Below are 16,541 nucleotides of genomic sequence, written 5' to 3' on the forward strand. Positions count from 1 at the left end.
GCGCGTGCGCCGTCAGAAGTTCACGCGAATCCCGGCCATCACCGCGAGTTGCCGGCTCGAATTGCTGTTCGCGAGCACCGGGATCTGCGCGTAGTTCGCCGCGTTGCCGTTCGCGTCGGTGCCGAGCCCCGTGCCGCTCGCGATCTGGCCGATCGCGACCGCATACAGGGCGGTGCGCTTCGACAGGCTGTAGTTCGTGCCGACGTTGACCTGGTGGAAGCGCGTCGTGCCGCGCCCGTCGGTATGCGCCGCGTTGAAGATGTACGCGACGCCGCCCTGCAGCGCGGGCGTGAACATGTACGTGACGTTCAGCTCGCCGATGTCGAACGTGAACGCCTGCGTGCGCGGCTGCGCGTCGGTCGAGAAATAGCGGCTGTCGCCGAGGCGCGTGTGTGTATAGGTCAGCGCGACCGTCGCCGCGCCGAACGTCACCGAGCCGCCCGCGCCGAACGCGCGCATCGAGCCGGCGTCCTGCAGCAGGCAGTACATCGCGCCCGGGTTGCTGCACGCGAAGTCGCCGATATAGCCGCTCGCGCCGCCGAGCGCCGCATCGAGCGGCTGGTGCAGGTCGAGATAGCCGACCGAGAACGCGACCGGCGCGCGGGTATAGGTCGCCGCGACCGAATAGCCGCGCTTCGCGGAAAAGTCGCCGGCCTGCCCGCCGAAGCTGAACGTGCCGCCGAACGTGAGGCCGTTGAAGTCCGCGCTGGTGAACTTCACCGCGTTGTTGAAGTTGAACGCGGCATTCAGGTTGTCGACGTCGCCGAGATGCGAACCGTACGGGGTCGCCCAGTTGTTGCTCGACACATAGGCACCGAGCATGTCCGTGTACGAATCGTATTGCCGGCCGAGGCCGAGCGTGCCGATCGCATCCTGGCGCAGCCCGACCCACGCCTGCCGGCTGAACGCGGTGCCGCCCTGCAGCGCCTGCCCGTTCGCGGACAGGAACTGCTGCTCGAGCGAAAACACCGCGCTGAGCCCGCCGCCGAGCGGCTCGGCGCCCTGAAACCCGAAGCGGGACGGCACGAGGTTGCCGCCGCCCATCTGCCACGCATGGCCGCCGCCCGTGCTGCCGTCGGCGCGCGTGAACTGCTGGTTCGTCGAATAAATGATGCCGGTGTCCACGGTGCCGTACAGCGTCACGCTGCCGGAGGTCTGTGCGTGCGCGTGCATGCAACCCAGCGTGGCCGCCGCTGCGGCCAGTCTTCGTCCGATCTTCATGTCCCGCCCCTCTGTTGTCATCGATTCGCAGTGCAAACCGATGGAGTTGTCGATATGGGTGACAGGACTCTATCCAGCGAAAATTCGGGACCCCTATCCCAAATCAGCAAACGGTGAAGCGGACGGGCGCCACACGACGGCACCTGGCGGCACCGTCAGGCGCGAGGGCATCATTCGGGGCGCAAGGTTTGCGACGGCAGTTCGCCGAACAGGTCGCGATACTCGCGCGCGAAATAGCCGAGATGCGTGAACCCCCAGCTCGCGGCGGCCTCGCCCACGCCGAGCTGGTGCGCGGAAGTGGTGCGCAGCAGGCGCCGCACCGCGTTCAGCCGGATCGTGCGCAGATAGCCGACGGGCGTGACGTCGGCGACGCGCTGGAAGCTCGTCTGCAGCGTGCGGCGGCTGCAGCGCAGCGCGCGGCACAGCTCGAGCACGGTGACGGGTTCCTCGGGCCGGTCGCGCAGGTGCTTCTCGCACCGGCTGACGATATCGCTGTAGGTGGCGTGCGTGATGTCGCGGCGCTCGACGCCGATGCCCTGCTCGAGCGCATCGAGGAACATGCCGAGCATCGCATCGCGGAACATCTTGCGGGTGGCCGCATATTCGAGGCAGCCTGGATTGCGCTGCGCATCGTCGATCAGCGACGACAGCCGCGCGCCGAGCGCGACGCCCTGCTCGTCGGACAGCCGCGTGACGTGCCGCAGCTTACGCGCGCCGGCTGCGCCGAACTCGACTTCGCACAGCTCGTCGACCATGTCCGACGCGGCGCTGATCCCGACCAGCCCCATCCCTTCCGGCGTATGGAATTCGAAATCCTCGCCGGCGCGCAGCGCGAGCAGCGCATAGCCGTCGATCGGCTGGCACTGGAACGTGCCGGCGAGCGGCACCGACAACGGGACGGCGAGCGACGTGCGCCCCGCCGGCGCGAGACCGGTTTGCGCGACACGCCGGTTGGTCGTCTCGCGAAAGAAATGGAAGTCGTCGTACAGCACCTGCGTGACGGTGCCCTTGAACCGGCCCGGTGTCATCTGGCGGTAGACCTGATGCCAACCCGCGATCGCGAGCCCGTGGTCATGCACGTCTTCGTGTGAGCGTGACTGGAACAGCATCGGCATCTCCGGTGAAACCCTGAACCCGCGTTGCGGCCGCACGGCCCGCAGCGCCACAGCTTACCCCCGCAAAATTCCGCGCAGTGCGGTTTCGAATGCAAGACAGGCCGCCGACAGCGCGGCGGCCTGCTCGCCGGCGAGGCGGACATAGCGGCGAAACGACGGCATCCGGTTCACGACCTCGCTGCCGCCGAACGGCACGACGACAAGCGTCCAGCACCCGTCGCACGCGACGATCGTGCAGTCGGTCAGGTGCAGCGGGCGCAGCGCATCGGCGAGCGACGGCTGCGCGACGAGTGCGGCCACGGTTCGTGCGAATCCGGGGTCGCATCCCGGCTCGGCTTCGGCCGCGACGCCGGTGCGCCGCAGCCAGCCGGTCTGCAGCACGCGGGCGCGGCCCGGCCCGGCCGGGCCGGGCGCGGCAACCGTCACCCGCACGCCGACCGTATGCATCAGGAACTGCCGATCGACGCGTTCGTCGACACGCACGCGCACGCCGTTCGGCAAGCGGGCCGTCGCGTCGCCGGCCCCACCGTCCGCGTCGCGCACCGCACCGAGATCGGCGAGCACGCGCGCGGCGATCGCGCCGGGCCGGTGGCCGGGCGGCGGCGTATCGGGCGCCGTGCGCCACCGGGCGAATGCGACCCTCACGACGCGACGTGCTCTTGGCGCAGCACTTCCTCGACCGGCACCGGCTTGAACGGATGCCGGCGCTGCACGACGACCGTCCAGAACAGCGCGTACAGCGCGGTGAGCCCGAGCATCGCGCCGAACGGCACGTAGATGTCGCGCGCGTTCATGCCGGGCGGCGTGATGTACCAGATCGCGAGCACGATGCCGACGCTCGACACGATCTGCGGCAGCGGGAACAACGGCGAACGGTACGGGCGCGGCAGGTCCGGACGGCGAATCCGCAACATCACGACCGACGCGGTGACGAGCAGGTACGCGGTGCCCCACGCGCAAGTCGCGGCGAGCACGAGGTGCAGGATGCTGTCGAGATTGCCGTTGATCAGCCATGCATGGAAGATCGGCACGATCGCCGCAGCAACGATGCCGACCACCGGCGTCTTGAAGCGCGGATGCAGATACGCGAAGCAGCGCGGCAGCGCGCCGTCGATCGCCATCCCGTACAGGATGCGCGGCAGCCCGGCCATCAGCGTGTTGATCGTCGCGGCGCCCGCGCACAGGAACGCGATGCCGAACCATACGCGGCCGAAGGGCCCAAGCACCTGCAGCGCGAACGCGGGAATCGCCCCCGGCGTGTCGAGCAGGTGCGTGAGGCCGTCGGGGCTGACCGGCACGTTCGCGACCTGGCGGCGGATCGCCGCGCCGTACAGGAACATGCAGATCGCGACGCCGACGAGGCCGAGCGTCATCGCGCGCGGAATCGTGCGGCCCGGCGCCTTCATTTCCGGCGCGAGCGGCGTGACGAACTCGCAGCCGACGAACATGAACATCGCCATCCCGACCAGCGACAGCACGGCCGGCACCGACGTGCCGACTGCCGAGCCGCCGAACCAGCCGTCGAGATGCACGGCCGGCGCCGCCGCGAGCCCGAGGATCCCGAAGATCATCAGCGACAGCCACATGCCGGCCGTCAGTACGATCTCGAGCTTGCTGAACACCTTGATGCCGATGATGTTGGTGATCGCGAACGTGACGACGAGGCCGACGCCGACGAGCCACGAGCTGTTGTGCTTCTCGAACGCTGCGTTCAGCGACTCGAAGTTGACGAGCGCCATGATGCCGCTCAGGATCGTCTCCGCCGTGCCGGCGAACACGTGCACGAGGAAGTACGCGGAAATCGTGCCGGTGATCGCCCAGAAGCGGCCGAGCCCGCACGACAGGTAATCGTAAACCGAGCCGGCCGTCGGCAGCATCGCGGCGGCTTCGGAGAACGTCGTCGCCTGCGCCTGCATCATCACGAACGCGATGATCATCGCGACCGCGAACGCCCAGCCGCCCATCCCGAAGCCCGACGTCGCGGTGAGAATCACCGGGCTCGCCATGATGAGGCCGACGGCACTCGCCAGCGCGGTCGGAAAGCCGACCGCACCCGCCTTCAGCACCGTGCCGCCACCCGCTTCAGCCGGCGCACCGGCGGGCGTATCGCCCGCGGCGCCGGTCACTCCAGACCATCCCGACATCCTTGTCTCCTTCCTGTGTCGACCCGGGCCGCCGCTTCGTCGGCGGCCGGGGTCCCATGCTGTGCGGTCGGCCCGGGGCGGCGCTGCTGCGCTTCGATCCCCGGGCCCCCTGTCGATCACACCTTGATCCGATGTCGAAAAAATACGCAGGCAAAATAATCCGGTCATAGCGCAAATCGGCAAACCGGCGGCGGCGCACGGGTTATCCCGCCCTCCGCCGCCGGTTCGTCGTCACGCGATCACGGCATCACGGCGTCTCGGCCTCACGCGAACGGCACGGCCTCGAAGCCCGCCGCGAGCGCGTCGACGATCCGGTCGAGTTGCTCGCGCTCGATCACGAGCGGCGGCGACAGGATGATCTTCGTGCCGACCGGGCGCACCAGCACACCGTGCTCGCGCGCCACTTCGGCGACCGCGTTCGCATAGCCGGACAGCGGGTCGATCGGCTCGCGGGTCTGCTTGTTCGCGACGAGGTCGAGCGCGAGCATCAGCCCCTTGCCGCGCACCTCGCCGACCGCCGCGAAGCGCTGCGGGAACGACTGCAGCGCTTCGAGCAGATACGCGCCCTGTTTCGCGGCATTGCCCGGCAGGTCTTCCTTCACGACGATGTCGAGGCTCGCGATCGCGGCCGCGCATGCGACCGGGTGCCCGGCGTACGTGTAGCCGTGCATGATCGCGCCGCCGAAGTCCGCGTTCGCGGCGAACGCGTCCTCGATCCGCGCGTTCACGGCCGTCGCGCCGAGCGGCACGTAGCCGGACGAGATCCCCTTCGCGAGGCACATGATGTCGGGGCGCACGCCCCAGCCGCGACTGCCGAACAGGCTGCCGCTGCGGCCGAAGCCCGTCACGACTTCGTCGGCGATCAGCAGCACGCCGTAGCGGTCGCACACCTCGCGCACAAGCGGCCAGTAGTTGGCCGGCGGCACGATCACGCCGCCCGCGCCCTGCACCGGCTCGGCGATGAACGCGGCGACCGTGTCGGGGCTCTGGAACTGGATTTCGCGCTCCAGCATTTCCGCGCAGATCCGGCCGAGCTCTTCCGGATCCTGCGTGAACGGGTTGCGGTACAGCCACGGCGTCTCGACGTGAAAGCAGCCGGGCAGGTTCGGTTCGTAGTTGCGGCGGAACACCGTATTGCCGTTCACCGATGCGCCACCAAAGTGCGTGCCGTGATAGCCCTGCTTCAGCGAGATGAACTTCGTGCGGTCGGCCTGGCCGCGCACCTTCCAGTACTGGCGCGCGATCTTCAGCGCGGTCTCGATCGAGTCGGAGCCGCCCGAGCTGTACAGCACGCGGCGCATCCCTTCCGGTTCGAGCATGTCGATCAGCTTCTTCGACAGCTCTTCCGCGCGCGGATGCGAAATGCCGTCGAACAGCTGGAAGTACTCGAGCTCGTCGAGCTGGCGCACGATCGCGTCCTTCACTTCCTGGCGGTTGTGCCCGACGTTCACGTTCCACAGGCCCGCGACGCCGTCGACCAGCTGCCTGCCGGTTTCGTCGAACACGTAGCAGCCGTCGCCGCGCACGATGCGGATCGGCTTGCGCTGTTTCATTTCGTTCGGGTGCAGCATCGGGTGCCAGAACTTCGCTTCGTTGTAGCTCATTGCAGTCTCCACTTTCGGATCGGTTGAACCTCGATCGCCGAGATTCGGGGGTTTGGCAGTTGGCGTCGCGCGTCAGTGCGCGATGCAGACGGATTTGGTTTCGGTGAAGCCCTCGATCGCGTACTGGCCGAACTCGCGGCCGATGCCCGACTGCTTGTAGCCGCCGAACGGCATCGACGGGTCGAGCGGGATATGGCAGTTCACCCACACGGTGCCGGCCTCGATCTGCGGCACGAGGTTCATCACGCGCTTCAGGTCGTTGCTCCAGATGCTCGCGGCGAGGCCGTACGGCGACGCGTTCGCGAGCCGCACCGCATCGGCCGCGTCGTCGAACGGCACGACGACGATCACCGGACCGAACACTTCGTCGCGCACGATCGCGCTGTCCGGATGCGGATCGGCGATCACGGCCGGCTTCACGTAGTAGCCGGGCAAGTCGTCGGCCGGCGTGCCGCCCGCTAGGAACGTGAGGCCCGCGCGACGCGCGCCTTCGATGTGCTGGACCACCTTGTCGCGATGGTGCGCGGAGACGAGCGGGTTGATCTGCGCGGTCGTGTCGAGGCCCGCGCCGAGCTTCATCGACTGCGCGACGCCCGCGAGGCCGTCCGCGAGTTGCGCGAACTTGCTGCGGTGCACGTAGATGCGCGATGCGGCCGCGCACACCTGCCCCTGGTTGAAGAACGCGCCGGCCGCGACGCCGTCGAGCGCCTGCGCGACGTCGATGTCGTCGAGCATCACGATCGGATTCTTGCCGCCGAGTTCGAGCGAGAAGCGCGCCATGTTCTGCACGGCCGCCGCGCCGACCAGCTTGCCGGTCGCGGTCGAGCCGGTGAACGAGATCTTCGCGATCGACGGGTGGCTCGACAGCGCGGCGCCGCACGTGCGGCCGCCGGTGACGACGTTGAACACGCCGGGCGGCACGCCGGCGTCGCGTGCGAGTTCGGCGAGGCGCAGTGCGGTGAGCGGCGTTTCCGGCGACGGCTTCAGCACGATCGTGCAGCCGGCCGCGAGCGCGGGGATCAGCTTCCACACCGCGATCATCAGCGGGAAGTTCCACGGCACGATCGCGGCGACCACGCCGACCGGCTCCTTGCGCGTATAGGCCGTATAGCGCGCGCCGGGCGGGAACGGAATCGACACGTCGAGCGTCTGGCCGGTGATCTTGGTGGCCCAGCCGGCCATGTAGCGCACGTATTCGACACTCGCGCCGACCTCGATCGCGCGCGACACGTGGATCGACTTGCCCTGGTTCAGCGTTTCGAGTTGCGCGAGCGTTTCGGCATTGGCTTCGATCAGGTCGGCGAGCTTCAGCAGGATGCGTTCACGGTCGGCCGGGCGCAGGCCGCTCCACACGCGAGTGTCGAACGCGTGCTTCGCGCTCGCGACGGCGCGGTCGACGTCGCGTTCGTCGGCGTCCGCGACCGTCGCGAGCCGCTCGCCCGTTGCGGGGTCGTACACGTCGAGCCGCGCGGCCGCGTGTGAAGGCTGCATTTCACCGTCGATGAAGAGGCCGAAATCGCGCGCAACGAAGGTGCGCACGGTGTCGCTGACGGCGACGAAGTTCGTGGTGCTCATGGGCGTCTCGATGTTTGTCATGGCTGGGCCGCGTGCGTTGGGGCATGCGGGCGTCGAACCACTGTATCGACGGGGGATCGCGCCCGGTGAGCGCAAATTGGCAGCGCGTGGGGGATCGAAACGCGGGTGACTCGGGAACGTGGGATGACGGTGTGCGAACGTCGGGTTATCGTCAGACTAATGGCGTGGCGTGGCGTGGTGCGTGGTGCGTGGTGCGTGGTGCGTGGTGCGTGGTGCGTGGTGCGTGGTGCGTGGTGCGTGGTGCGTGGTGCAGGTGCGGGTGCGGGTGCGGGTGCGGGTGCGGGTGCGGGTGCGGGTGCGGGTGCGGAAAAATTACAGGAACAACGCCCCCACCAGTTCCGTGCGATTCGACACGCCGAGCTTCCTGTACATGCGCATCAGATGCGTCTTGATAGTCGGCTGCCCGAGCGCGAGATCGCGTGCGATCTCCTTGTTCGAGCGGCCATCGCGCACGAGGCGCGCGATCTGTTCCTCGCGGTACGTCAGCCGCGCCTCGCAGCCGATCCGGTGAATCCCGCGCCGCATGCGCAGCAGCGGGGCCAGCGCCGCTTCGGCAACCGGCTGCAGCCGTGCCAGCGCGTCGATCTCGCCCGAAGCGAACCGTCCCGCCGTGCGGTTGCCGTCCGCGTCGCCTCGCCCGAAGCGCAGCAGCGAAAATGCGCCGACCGTGCGGCCCGCATCGTCGCGCAGCCAGATCTCGACGACGTCGGCGACATCGTGCCGCCGCAGGAAACGGGTCCAGTACGCGGATGCGTCGCGTCGTTCGTCGGGCAATTGGGAAGCGAGCGTGACGACCGCGCGTTCGCCCGCGGCGCAACGCGACGGGTGTAGCGGATCGAGCATCCGGTAGCGCGCGATGTAGGTGCGATGCATCGACTCCGGCATCCCGAACAGCTCGAAATCGGCCGGCTCGCCGCTCAGGTCGAGCCGGTAGAACACGATCGCGGACGGGCTCGCGAATGCGTCGAACGCATCCACGCACGCACGCAGCGCGCGCTGCCAGTCGGCGGCTTCGTGGTCGGCGGTAACGGATGAGGTCGGCATGGCGGGAGCGGCCTGCGGGCGAACGTATCGAAGATCGAAGTTCGGGCCAGCCTACCGGCGCCGAAATGGGCCGGTGAGCACAAATCGGCAAATCATCGGTGGGGGGGTGGATGGCGGGCGCGCCGGCCGTGTCGCGGCAACAGATCGCGGCAACAGAATCTGCGTCAGGAAATCATGTGTCGCGTATGCGCCGCGAGCCGTGCGACCGAAAATGGACATCGAAGGTAGCGCGAAACATCGCATGCGCCGATCAAGCGCGATCGGAACGATCCGCGAAGTTTCCGGGATGGCCGTGCGTGCGGCCGCGAAACGCAGGCGCGGCAGCGTGCGCGCCCCGCCGTGTCAGCCAGTATCAGCGTGCGTTCGCGGCGAACGTATCGCAGGCGCTCAGTTCGCCCGACTCCATCCCGCGCCGCAGCCAGTACACGCGCTGCTCGCTGGTGCCGTGCGTGAAGCTCTCCGGCACGACGTAGCCCTGGCCTTGCTGCTGCAGCCGATCGTCGCCGATCGCGGCCGCCGCCTTCAGCCCCTGCTCGAAATCGCCGGGTTCCATCAGCCGCTGGTTCGCGCGCTGCGCGTTGTTCGCCCACACGCCGGCGAAGCAGTCGGCCTGCAGTTCCATGCGCACCGACAGCGCGTTCGAGCGCGCCTGGCTCGAACGGCGGCGCGCGGCATCGACCTTGTCGGAAATGCCGAGCAAGTTCTGCACGTGATGGCCGACTTCGTGCGCGACCACGTAGGCCTGCGCGAAGTCGCCGCCCGCGCCGAACCGCTTGCGCAGCTCGTCGTAGAAACCGAGATCGATATACACGTTGCGGTCGCCCGGGCAGTAAAACGGCCCCATCGCGGTCTGGCCGGTGCCGCACGCGGTCGGCGTCGAGTTCGTGAACATCACGAGCTTCGGCGGCTCGTACTGCGCATGCAGTTGGGTGTTGAAGACGCCCGTCCACGTGCGCTCGATATTGCCGAGCACCTTGCGCGTAAACACCGCGCCGGGATCGTTCGCCGGTGCGCCCTGGCGCTGCGCGGGCGCGGGCTGCGCCTGCTGGCGGCCCTGCAGCGCCGATGCGCCTTCGAGCACGACGCGCGGGTCGATCCCGAAGAAATACGATGCGGCCAGCGCGACCACGATCGTGCCGATGCCGATCGTCGCGCGCCCGCCGCCGAACCCGCCGCCGCCGCGTCGATCCTCGACGTTCACGCTTTCTCTTTCGTCGTCCAGCCTCATTGCCGGCCCCTCCCTGCTCTTGTCGATGGTCCGGCCGCGCGATGCGCAGCCGGGCGGTCCGCCACCGCGACGTGCGCGATCGGCAAACGCGATGCATTCGTATCGGGCGCACGCTCACGCCGATCGTGCCGCCTGCCGCTCCGCTTGCACGACGGAATCAGCACGGCACGGCGCGCCGTGCACCGGTGCACGGGCCCGCCCGCTATTTTGCCGGGCTTTTGCGACTTATCACAAAATATGGAGGATAGAGCGATTCGGCGCCGAACATCGTCAGCCTTTGCAAAATGGCGCGCTGGTGCCGGTCGGCCCGGTGCCGTGCACCGCTCTCTATCGTCCGGCCGGGTCGCGTTCATCCTTTCGGCGGATACCGGCGTGCGTCGACCCCGCCTAAAGTGGCCGGAAACGACACCCTTCCGGAGAACGACATGACGCACCCGCAACCCCGTACGATCGCCATCACCGGCGCGGGCACCGGCATCGGCGCTGCCTGCGCGCGCCGCTTCGCCGCCCGCGGCGATCGCGTCGTGCTGATCGGGCGGCGTCGGGCGCCGCTCGACGCGCTCGCCGCCGAGACAGGCGGCCTCGCACTCGCAGGCGACGCCGCAAGCACGGCCGACTGGGCGCGCTTGCTGCCGGAGATCGCCGAACGGTTCGGCCCGGTCGACGCACTCATCGCGTGCGCGGGCGGCCACGGCCTCGGCCGCGCGGACGAAACCAACGACGTGCGGTGGCGCAACGCGATGCATGCAAATCTCGACACCGCGTTCGTCAGCGCACGCGCGTGCCTGCCCGACCTGATCGCGCAGCGCGGCAGCATCGTGCTGGTTGCGTCGATCGCCGCGCTCGCGGCCGGGCCGGGCGTATGCGGCTATACGGTCGGCAAGCATGCGCTGCTCGGGCTCGTGCGATCGCTGGCACGCGACTACGGGCCGCACGGCGTGCGGGCGAACGCGGTGTGCCCGGGCTGGGTCCGCACGCCGATGGCCGATGCGGAAATGGAACCGCTGATGTCCGCGTACGGCGACACGCTCGACGGTGCATATGCGCGCGTGAGCGCCGACGTACCGCTGCGGCGCGCGGCCGATCCGGACGAAATCGCGGCCGTGTGCGCCTTCCTCGCATCGCCCGACGCGTCGTTCGTGACCGGCGCGACGCTCGTCGCCGACGGCGGCGCGATGGTCGTCGATGTGCCCACGCTCGCGTTCGACACGCTTTGACGTGCGGGGGCGACACGGCCGCACGATGCGTCGTCGAAGGCCGCCGCACGACGTGCCGCGCGCGTCGTCCGGCATGCCGTCGCATACACCCGGCCCTGCACGCGCTCCGCTCGTCCCCCGCCCCGGAAATCCGCTAACATCGACCGATCCCGTCGCCCACCGCGCGACACCGCCTCACCGTTCGGAATGCGATGAACATCCGGTTTCTTGAAACTTTCGTCTGGCTCGCGAAGCTGGAAAACTTCCGGCTCACGGCCGAGAAACTGCACACGACGCAGGCCGCCGTGTCGAGCCGCATCGCGTCGCTGGAAGAAGCATTCGACGTGCGGCTGTTCGACCGCAACACGCGCTCGGCCACGCTCACGCCCGCTGGCCGGCGCATGCTCGCATACGCTGAGCGGATCGTGCGGCTCGACGGCGAGATGCGGCGCGACATCGACGCGGCGAGCGATGCGGGCCTGATCCGGATCGGCGTGATCGAGTCGATCGTCCACAGCTGGTTTCCGGCGCTGATGGCGCAATTGCGCGAGCGCTATCCGCGCCTCGACGTCGAGATCACGAGCGACACGACGCTGCACCTGATCCGCCTGATGAGCACCGACGGCGTCGACCTGATCCTGCAGACCGACCCGGTGCCGGGCCCCGACTTCACGAACCTGCCGCTGTGCGAATTCCCGGTACGCTGGGCGGCGAGCCCGCGTCTCGGGCTCGGTGGCGAACGGCTCGACGTCGCACGGCTTGCCGCATACCCGATCATCAGCTTCTCGCGCCACTCGGGGCCGCACGCGACGATCGAGCGGCTGTTCGCGGCCGTCGAGCGGCCGGCCAGCATCAACTGCATCACGTCGGTCGCCGCGATGATCCGGCTCGTCGCCGACGGCTTCGGCGTGGCCGCGCTGCCGCCCGCGATCATTGGGCGCGAACTGCAGGAAGGCGCGCTCGAACTGCTCGACGTCGAACCCGAATTCCCCGCACTGCCGCTCGTCGCGTCGTACCGCACGCAGGGCCTGCCGGTTGCCGCGCGCATCGCGGAACTGGCGAGCGAAGTCGCGCGTGCGATGCCGACCGCGTCGGGTCATGCGAAGCCGAATGCATCGGCAAAGCCCGAGGCCGATGCCGATGTCAATGCCGTCGGCAAGGCCCCCGCCCGCACGGCGACAAAAACCAAAACCGCGCCGGCAAAACGCACGCCGAAATCCACATCGCCCGCCGCCCCGGCGAAACGCCGTCCGCGCCGCTCATAAGAAAACCTGTTCACCGCGAATTTGTTTTCTTGTTGGACGGGCGCAGCCCGTCTTCGGGACACTGCGGTTCCTGACACACCCCGTCACAAGGAACCCGCAATGACCCGCCTTTCCCTTCCGCACGGCCAGCTCTGCGTCTGGACGGATATCGATCCCGCGCACGAAGCCGACTTCAACGCGTGGTACGACCGCGAGCACATGCAGGAGCGTGTCGCGCTTCCCGGCTTCACGCATGCGCGACGGTTTCGCGCGACCGATAGCGGCCCGCGCAAATACCTCGCGCTGTACGTGACGGACACGCTCGACGTATTCCGCAGCGACGCGTACCGGCGCGCGTTCACGCAGCAGACCGCGTGGTCGCTCGCGAACTTCGAACGCATGACGGGCACGCAGCGGCGCGTCGGCGACCTGACGATCGAGGCCGGCGACGGCGAAGGCATGCATCTCGTGCTGTTCGTGCTGCCGCCCGAACACATCGACGTGCCGCACCTGCGCGAGCGCTTCGACGCGGCGCTGCGCGAACCGGGCATCCATGCCGCACGGCTGTTCCGCACCGCGCCGGACCTGTCCGCGCCGATCGGCGCCGATGCGGCGGCACGTCCGGCCGCCGACGCGCTCGTCCTGATCGAAGGCAGCGACGCCGCGGCCACGCGCCGCGTCGCCGCCGCCATCGCCGGTCACGACGACGTGCGCACCTTCGACCTGCTGTGGCGTGCGGCCGCGCCGCTGCCGGCTGCGCGCCGCAACACGGAAGCGAATCCGGCAACAGCAGCCACGCTGCTCGCCTGAACCCGAATCGCGACACCGGCCGTGCCGCGCGTCCACCGCTCGCGGCCGGCGCGCCAGCCGCCGCGCGTCACCCCGTCATCCTTCACGACATGCCCGACATCATGAGCACTCTCGCCCAGCCCGCCGCCCACGCGCCTCGCCGCGTCCGCAACAGCCGACTCGCGACCGCGAGCATGATCGGCACGTCGCTCGAGTGGTACGACTTCACGATCTACAACACGCTCGCCGCGCTCGTCTTCAACCATCTGTTCTTCCCGTCGGTCGATCCGCTGGCCGGCACGATACTCGCGTTCTCGACCTATGCGGTCGGCTACGTGTCGCGTCCGCTCGGCGGCTTCGTGTTCGGCAACTTCGGCGATCGCATCGGCCGCCGCGCGGTGCTGATGCTCACGCTCGTGCTGATGGGCGTGACGACCGCGCTGATGGGCGCGCTGCCGACCTATGCGCAGGCGGGCATCCTGAGCCCGATCCTGCTCGTCGCGCTGCGCTTCGTGCAGGGCGTCGCGCTCGGCGGCGAATGGGCCGGCGCGGTGCTGCTGTCGGTCGAGCACGGCGACCAGAAGCGGCGCGGGCTGTCCGCGTCGTGGACACAGATCGGCCCGTCGTTCGGCACGCTGCTCGGCACCGGCTGCATCGCGCTCGTGACGCTGGCCACCACGTCCGACTCCTTCCTGTCGTGGGGCTGGCGCGTGCCGTTCGCGGCCAGCGCGCTGCTTGTGGTGTTTGGCTTCTGGCTGCGCCGCGGCGTCGACGAGACGCCGCAGTTCGAGCAGCTCGCCGAATCGCACGCGACCGTCGACGTGCCCGTCGCCGAAGTGCTGAAATGCCACTGGCGGCGCCTGCTGATCGCCGGCGGTTCGCGGATCGGCTCCGACGTGCTGTACGCGCTGATCGTCGTGTTCACGCTGACCTACGTGACGACCGCGCTGCACCTGTCGCGCCCCGTTGCGCTGACGGCCGTGATGGTCGGCACGGCCTGCAACGCGCTCGCGGTGCCGTTCTTCGGTGCGCTGTCGGACCGCTTCGGGCGCCGTCCGGTGTACCTCGCCGGCGCGATCGCCGGGATCGTGTGGGCGTTCGTGTTCTTCACGATGCTCGACACGGCGCGGCCGGGTGCGATCGTCGCGGCCGTCGCGATCGGCCTCGTGATCCATGCGGTGATGTACGGCCCGCAAGGCGCGTTCGTCACCGAGCAGTTCCCGACGCGCGTGCGTTATGCGGGCTCGTCGCTGGCCTACACGCTCGCAGGCATCGTCGGCGGCGGCTTCGCGCCACTCGTGATCGCCACGCTGTTCCGCCAGACGGGAACGACGACGGCCGTGTCGCTGTACGTCACCGCCGCGCTGGTCGTCACGTCGATCGCGCTCCTCGCCGCGCGCGAAACCGCGCACCGGCCGCTCGCGGATTGATTGTCGCAGCCAGCCGTTGCATTCCTTCGCACTTCAAACGGATACCCGCATGCAAACCCTGTCGTTCAACGTGATTTCCCGGCAACACGCACCGGACACCGTCGACGTCGAGATCGCGAGCGTCGTGATCGCCGGCTGGGCCGGCCGCGACCCGGACGCGATCCGCGCTCACATCGACGAACTCGCGGCACTCGGCGTCGCGCCGCCGTCCACCACGCCGTGTTTCTATCGCGTGTCGTCCGCGCTGCTCACGCAGGCGCCGTCGATCGGCGTGCTCGGCGCGCGCTCGGGCGGCGAGATCGAGTGCGTGTTGATCGACAGCCCGGTCGGCACGCTGGTGACGGTCGGCTCCGATCATACGGATCGGGAAGTCGAGGCCTACGGCGTCGCGGTGTCGAAACAGGTGTGCGCGAAGCCGCTCGGCCGCGATGCATGGCGCCATGCGGAGGTCGCCGATCACTGGGATGCGATCGAGATGCGTTCGTGGCTGGTTCGGCCCGACGGTGAACGCATCGCGTATCAGCACGGCGCGGTAAGCGGACTGCTCGCGCCGGATGCGCTGTGGCAGCGCTTCGACGACCGGCGCACGATGCCGGCTCGTTGCGCGATGTTCGGCGGCACCGTCGCCGTGCACGGCGCGATCGCGGCAATGGGCGACGGTGACGCGTTCGAGATGGAACTGCACGATCCGGTGCTCGGGCGCAGCCTGCGGCATCGATACGCGCTCGAGGTGTTGCCGGTCGTGGCGTGACGGCGTGACGGCGGGTGGCGGGTGGCGGGTGGCGGGTGGCGGGTGTGCAGGCATTGAAGGACATGAACCGCATGCGGGCTGGCCACCCGCCTGCGCCACCCGCCTTCGCCGCCCGGCGTCATCGCAAGCACCCCAGCCCCATCAGCGCTGCCTCCACCGCCGTATCGAGCGGCGTGACCGGCTCGCGGCCCAGCACCGCCGTCACCCGTGCGTTGTCCATCCGGAGCGGTTCGCGCCACAGATAACGCATCTCGATCATCTCGCGCATCGTCGTGACGAACGGCGCGGCGGCCCATACGAGCCACCACGGGAACTTGCGCACCGTCGGCCGCAGCCCATGCCGCTGCGCGACGCGGCGCACGGCCTGCGCCATCTGCGTGCCGTCCGCGTCCCAGTGACCGCCGAGATGGAAGCGCGCGAACGGCTCCAGCGTGTCGCGCCGCTCGATCAGCTCGACCATCGTGCGCGCGGCGTCCGGCAGGTACGCCCATTGATGGCCGACGCCCGGCCGGCCCGGCACGCTGATGGCGGCAACAGGTCGCCCGGCCTTGACGAGCCCCTGCCCGAACCAGTTGTTGCCCGCGTGCGCGCCGAAGAAATCGCCGGCCCGCACGACGATCGTGCGGACGCCCTGCGCGGTCGCCGCCTGCAGCCGCCGCTCCAGCTCGACACGGATCGCGCCCTTGCGCGTCACCGGATGCTGCGGCGCCTCCTCGCGCAACACCGGAAACGCGTCGGGGCCGTAGTTGTAGACCGTCCCCGGCAGCACGACGGTTGCCTGCGCCACCGTCGCCGCGGCGATCGTGTTGTCGATCATCGGCAGCACCTGCTCACTCCAGTTCCGGTAGCCGGGCGGGTTCACCGCATGCACGATCACGCTGCAGCCGTGCGCCGCGCGGACCACCGCTTCGCGGTCGAGCGCGTCGCCGCGCATCCAGACAATCCCCTCGCGCTCGACCGTCTCGGCGTCGAGCCCGCGCTTGAGCGCGCGCACCTGCCAGCCGGCGTCGCGCAACTGACGCGCGACCTCGCCGCCGATACCTCCGCTCGCGCCGAGCACGAGTGCCTGTCGTTGTGTCCCGCCCGCGTTCGCCGTCATTGCCGTTCTCCGTGAATGAACCGTTGTCAGCACGCATTCTGGGCTTTGTCGGCTTCGCAAGGAATTGCCTAACCTGATGG

Annotated in this window: 14 protein-coding genes; 5 read left to right on the forward strand and 9 right to left on the reverse strand. The window is 69.1% G+C overall.

The window, feature by feature from the left end; all coding sequences use genetic code 11:
* Positions 1 to 12: 12 nt before the first annotated feature.
* The 8 genes from AC1Z3W_RS12360 to ypfJ all read right to left on the reverse strand — a co-directional run bounded on the left by AC1Z3W_RS12360 (position 13) and on the right by ypfJ (position 9,952).
* Entirely contained in the window at positions 13 to 1,221 is a 1,209-nt protein-coding gene (locus AC1Z3W_RS12360; RefSeq protein ID WP_057930097.1) for a porin, read from the reverse strand.
* Between the two features lie 170 nt (positions 1,222 to 1,391).
* Positions 1,392 to 2,330: a helix-turn-helix domain-containing protein gene (locus tag AC1Z3W_RS12365; protein ID WP_483507677.1), complete on the reverse strand. Its 939-nt coding sequence runs from the start codon at positions 2,328 to 2,330 to the stop codon at positions 1,392 to 1,394.
* Positions 2,331 to 2,390: 60 nt separating this feature from the next.
* A complete protein-coding gene (locus AC1Z3W_RS12370; protein WP_483507678.1) occupies positions 2,391 to 2,981 on the reverse strand; it encodes a DUF3156 family protein in 591 nt (196 codons plus the stop codon).
* Positions 2,978 to 4,480 carry an APC family permease gene (locus AC1Z3W_RS12375; RefSeq protein WP_057930095.1) on the reverse strand — a complete coding sequence of 501 codons (1,503 nt, stop codon included), beginning with the start codon at positions 4,478 to 4,480 and terminating at the stop codon, positions 2,978 to 2,980. The genes AC1Z3W_RS12370 and AC1Z3W_RS12375 overlap by 4 nt, the downstream gene beginning before the upstream one ends.
* Positions 4,481 to 4,743: 263 nt before the next feature.
* Positions 4,744 to 6,084 carry an aspartate aminotransferase family protein gene (locus AC1Z3W_RS12380; protein WP_057930094.1) on the reverse strand — a complete coding sequence of 447 codons (1,341 nt, stop codon included), beginning with the start codon at positions 6,082 to 6,084 and terminating at the stop codon, positions 4,744 to 4,746.
* A gap of 72 nt (positions 6,085 to 6,156) precedes the next feature.
* The gene (locus AC1Z3W_RS12385; RefSeq protein ID WP_483507679.1) at positions 6,157 to 7,659 is read right to left on the reverse strand and encodes an aldehyde dehydrogenase family protein; all 1,503 of its coding nucleotides are present in this window, start codon (positions 7,657 to 7,659) and stop codon (positions 6,157 to 6,159) included.
* A gap of 333 nt (positions 7,660 to 7,992) precedes the next feature.
* Positions 7,993 to 8,724: a response regulator transcription factor gene (locus AC1Z3W_RS12390; RefSeq protein WP_483507680.1), complete on the reverse strand. Its 732-nt coding sequence runs from the start codon at positions 8,722 to 8,724 to the stop codon at positions 7,993 to 7,995.
* 352 nt (positions 8,725 to 9,076) lie between these two features.
* The gene (gene ypfJ, locus AC1Z3W_RS12395) at positions 9,077 to 9,952 is read right to left on the reverse strand and encodes a KPN_02809 family neutral zinc metallopeptidase (protein WP_124834395.1); all 876 of its coding nucleotides are present in this window, start codon (positions 9,950 to 9,952) and stop codon (positions 9,077 to 9,079) included.
* Positions 9,953 to 10,377: 425 nt separating this feature from the next.
* Between ypfJ and AC1Z3W_RS12400 the strand changes: the two genes are divergently transcribed.
* The 5 genes from AC1Z3W_RS12400 (at position 10,378) to AC1Z3W_RS12420 (ending at position 15,362) form a co-directional block, all read left to right on the forward strand.
* Complete coding sequence (locus AC1Z3W_RS12400; protein WP_124834394.1) at positions 10,378 to 11,169, forward strand: SDR family NAD(P)-dependent oxidoreductase; 792 nt, start codon at positions 10,378 to 10,380, stop codon at positions 11,167 to 11,169.
* Between the two features lie 191 nt (positions 11,170 to 11,360).
* Complete coding sequence (locus tag AC1Z3W_RS12405) at positions 11,361 to 12,413, forward strand: LysR family transcriptional regulator (RefSeq protein WP_057930091.1); 1,053 nt, start codon at positions 11,361 to 11,363, stop codon at positions 12,411 to 12,413.
* 99 nt (positions 12,414 to 12,512) lie between these two features.
* Positions 12,513 to 13,202: a DUF4286 family protein gene (locus AC1Z3W_RS12410; RefSeq protein ID WP_124834392.1), complete on the forward strand. Its 690-nt coding sequence runs from the start codon at positions 12,513 to 12,515 to the stop codon at positions 13,200 to 13,202.
* Positions 13,203 to 13,291: 89 nt separating this feature from the next.
* Positions 13,292 to 14,611, forward strand: coding sequence for an MFS transporter (locus AC1Z3W_RS12415; RefSeq protein ID WP_483507681.1), 1,320 nt, complete (start codon positions 13,292 to 13,294; stop codon positions 14,609 to 14,611).
* Positions 14,612 to 14,660: 49 nt separating this feature from the next.
* Positions 14,661 to 15,362, forward strand: coding sequence for a DUF2848 domain-containing protein (locus AC1Z3W_RS12420; RefSeq protein ID WP_124834390.1), 702 nt, complete (start codon positions 14,661 to 14,663; stop codon positions 15,360 to 15,362).
* A 118-nt stretch (positions 15,363 to 15,480) separates the two neighbouring features.
* Here the strand turns inward: AC1Z3W_RS12420 and AC1Z3W_RS12425 are convergent, their stop codons facing one another.
* Positions 15,481 to 16,461 carry an NAD-dependent epimerase/dehydratase family protein gene (locus tag AC1Z3W_RS12425; protein ID WP_483507682.1) on the reverse strand — a complete coding sequence of 327 codons (981 nt, stop codon included), beginning with the start codon at positions 16,459 to 16,461 and terminating at the stop codon, positions 15,481 to 15,483.
* Between the last annotated feature and the right edge of the window lie 80 nt (positions 16,462 to 16,541).

It is taken from the genome of Burkholderia sp. 10_S31 (assembly GCF_056930375.1).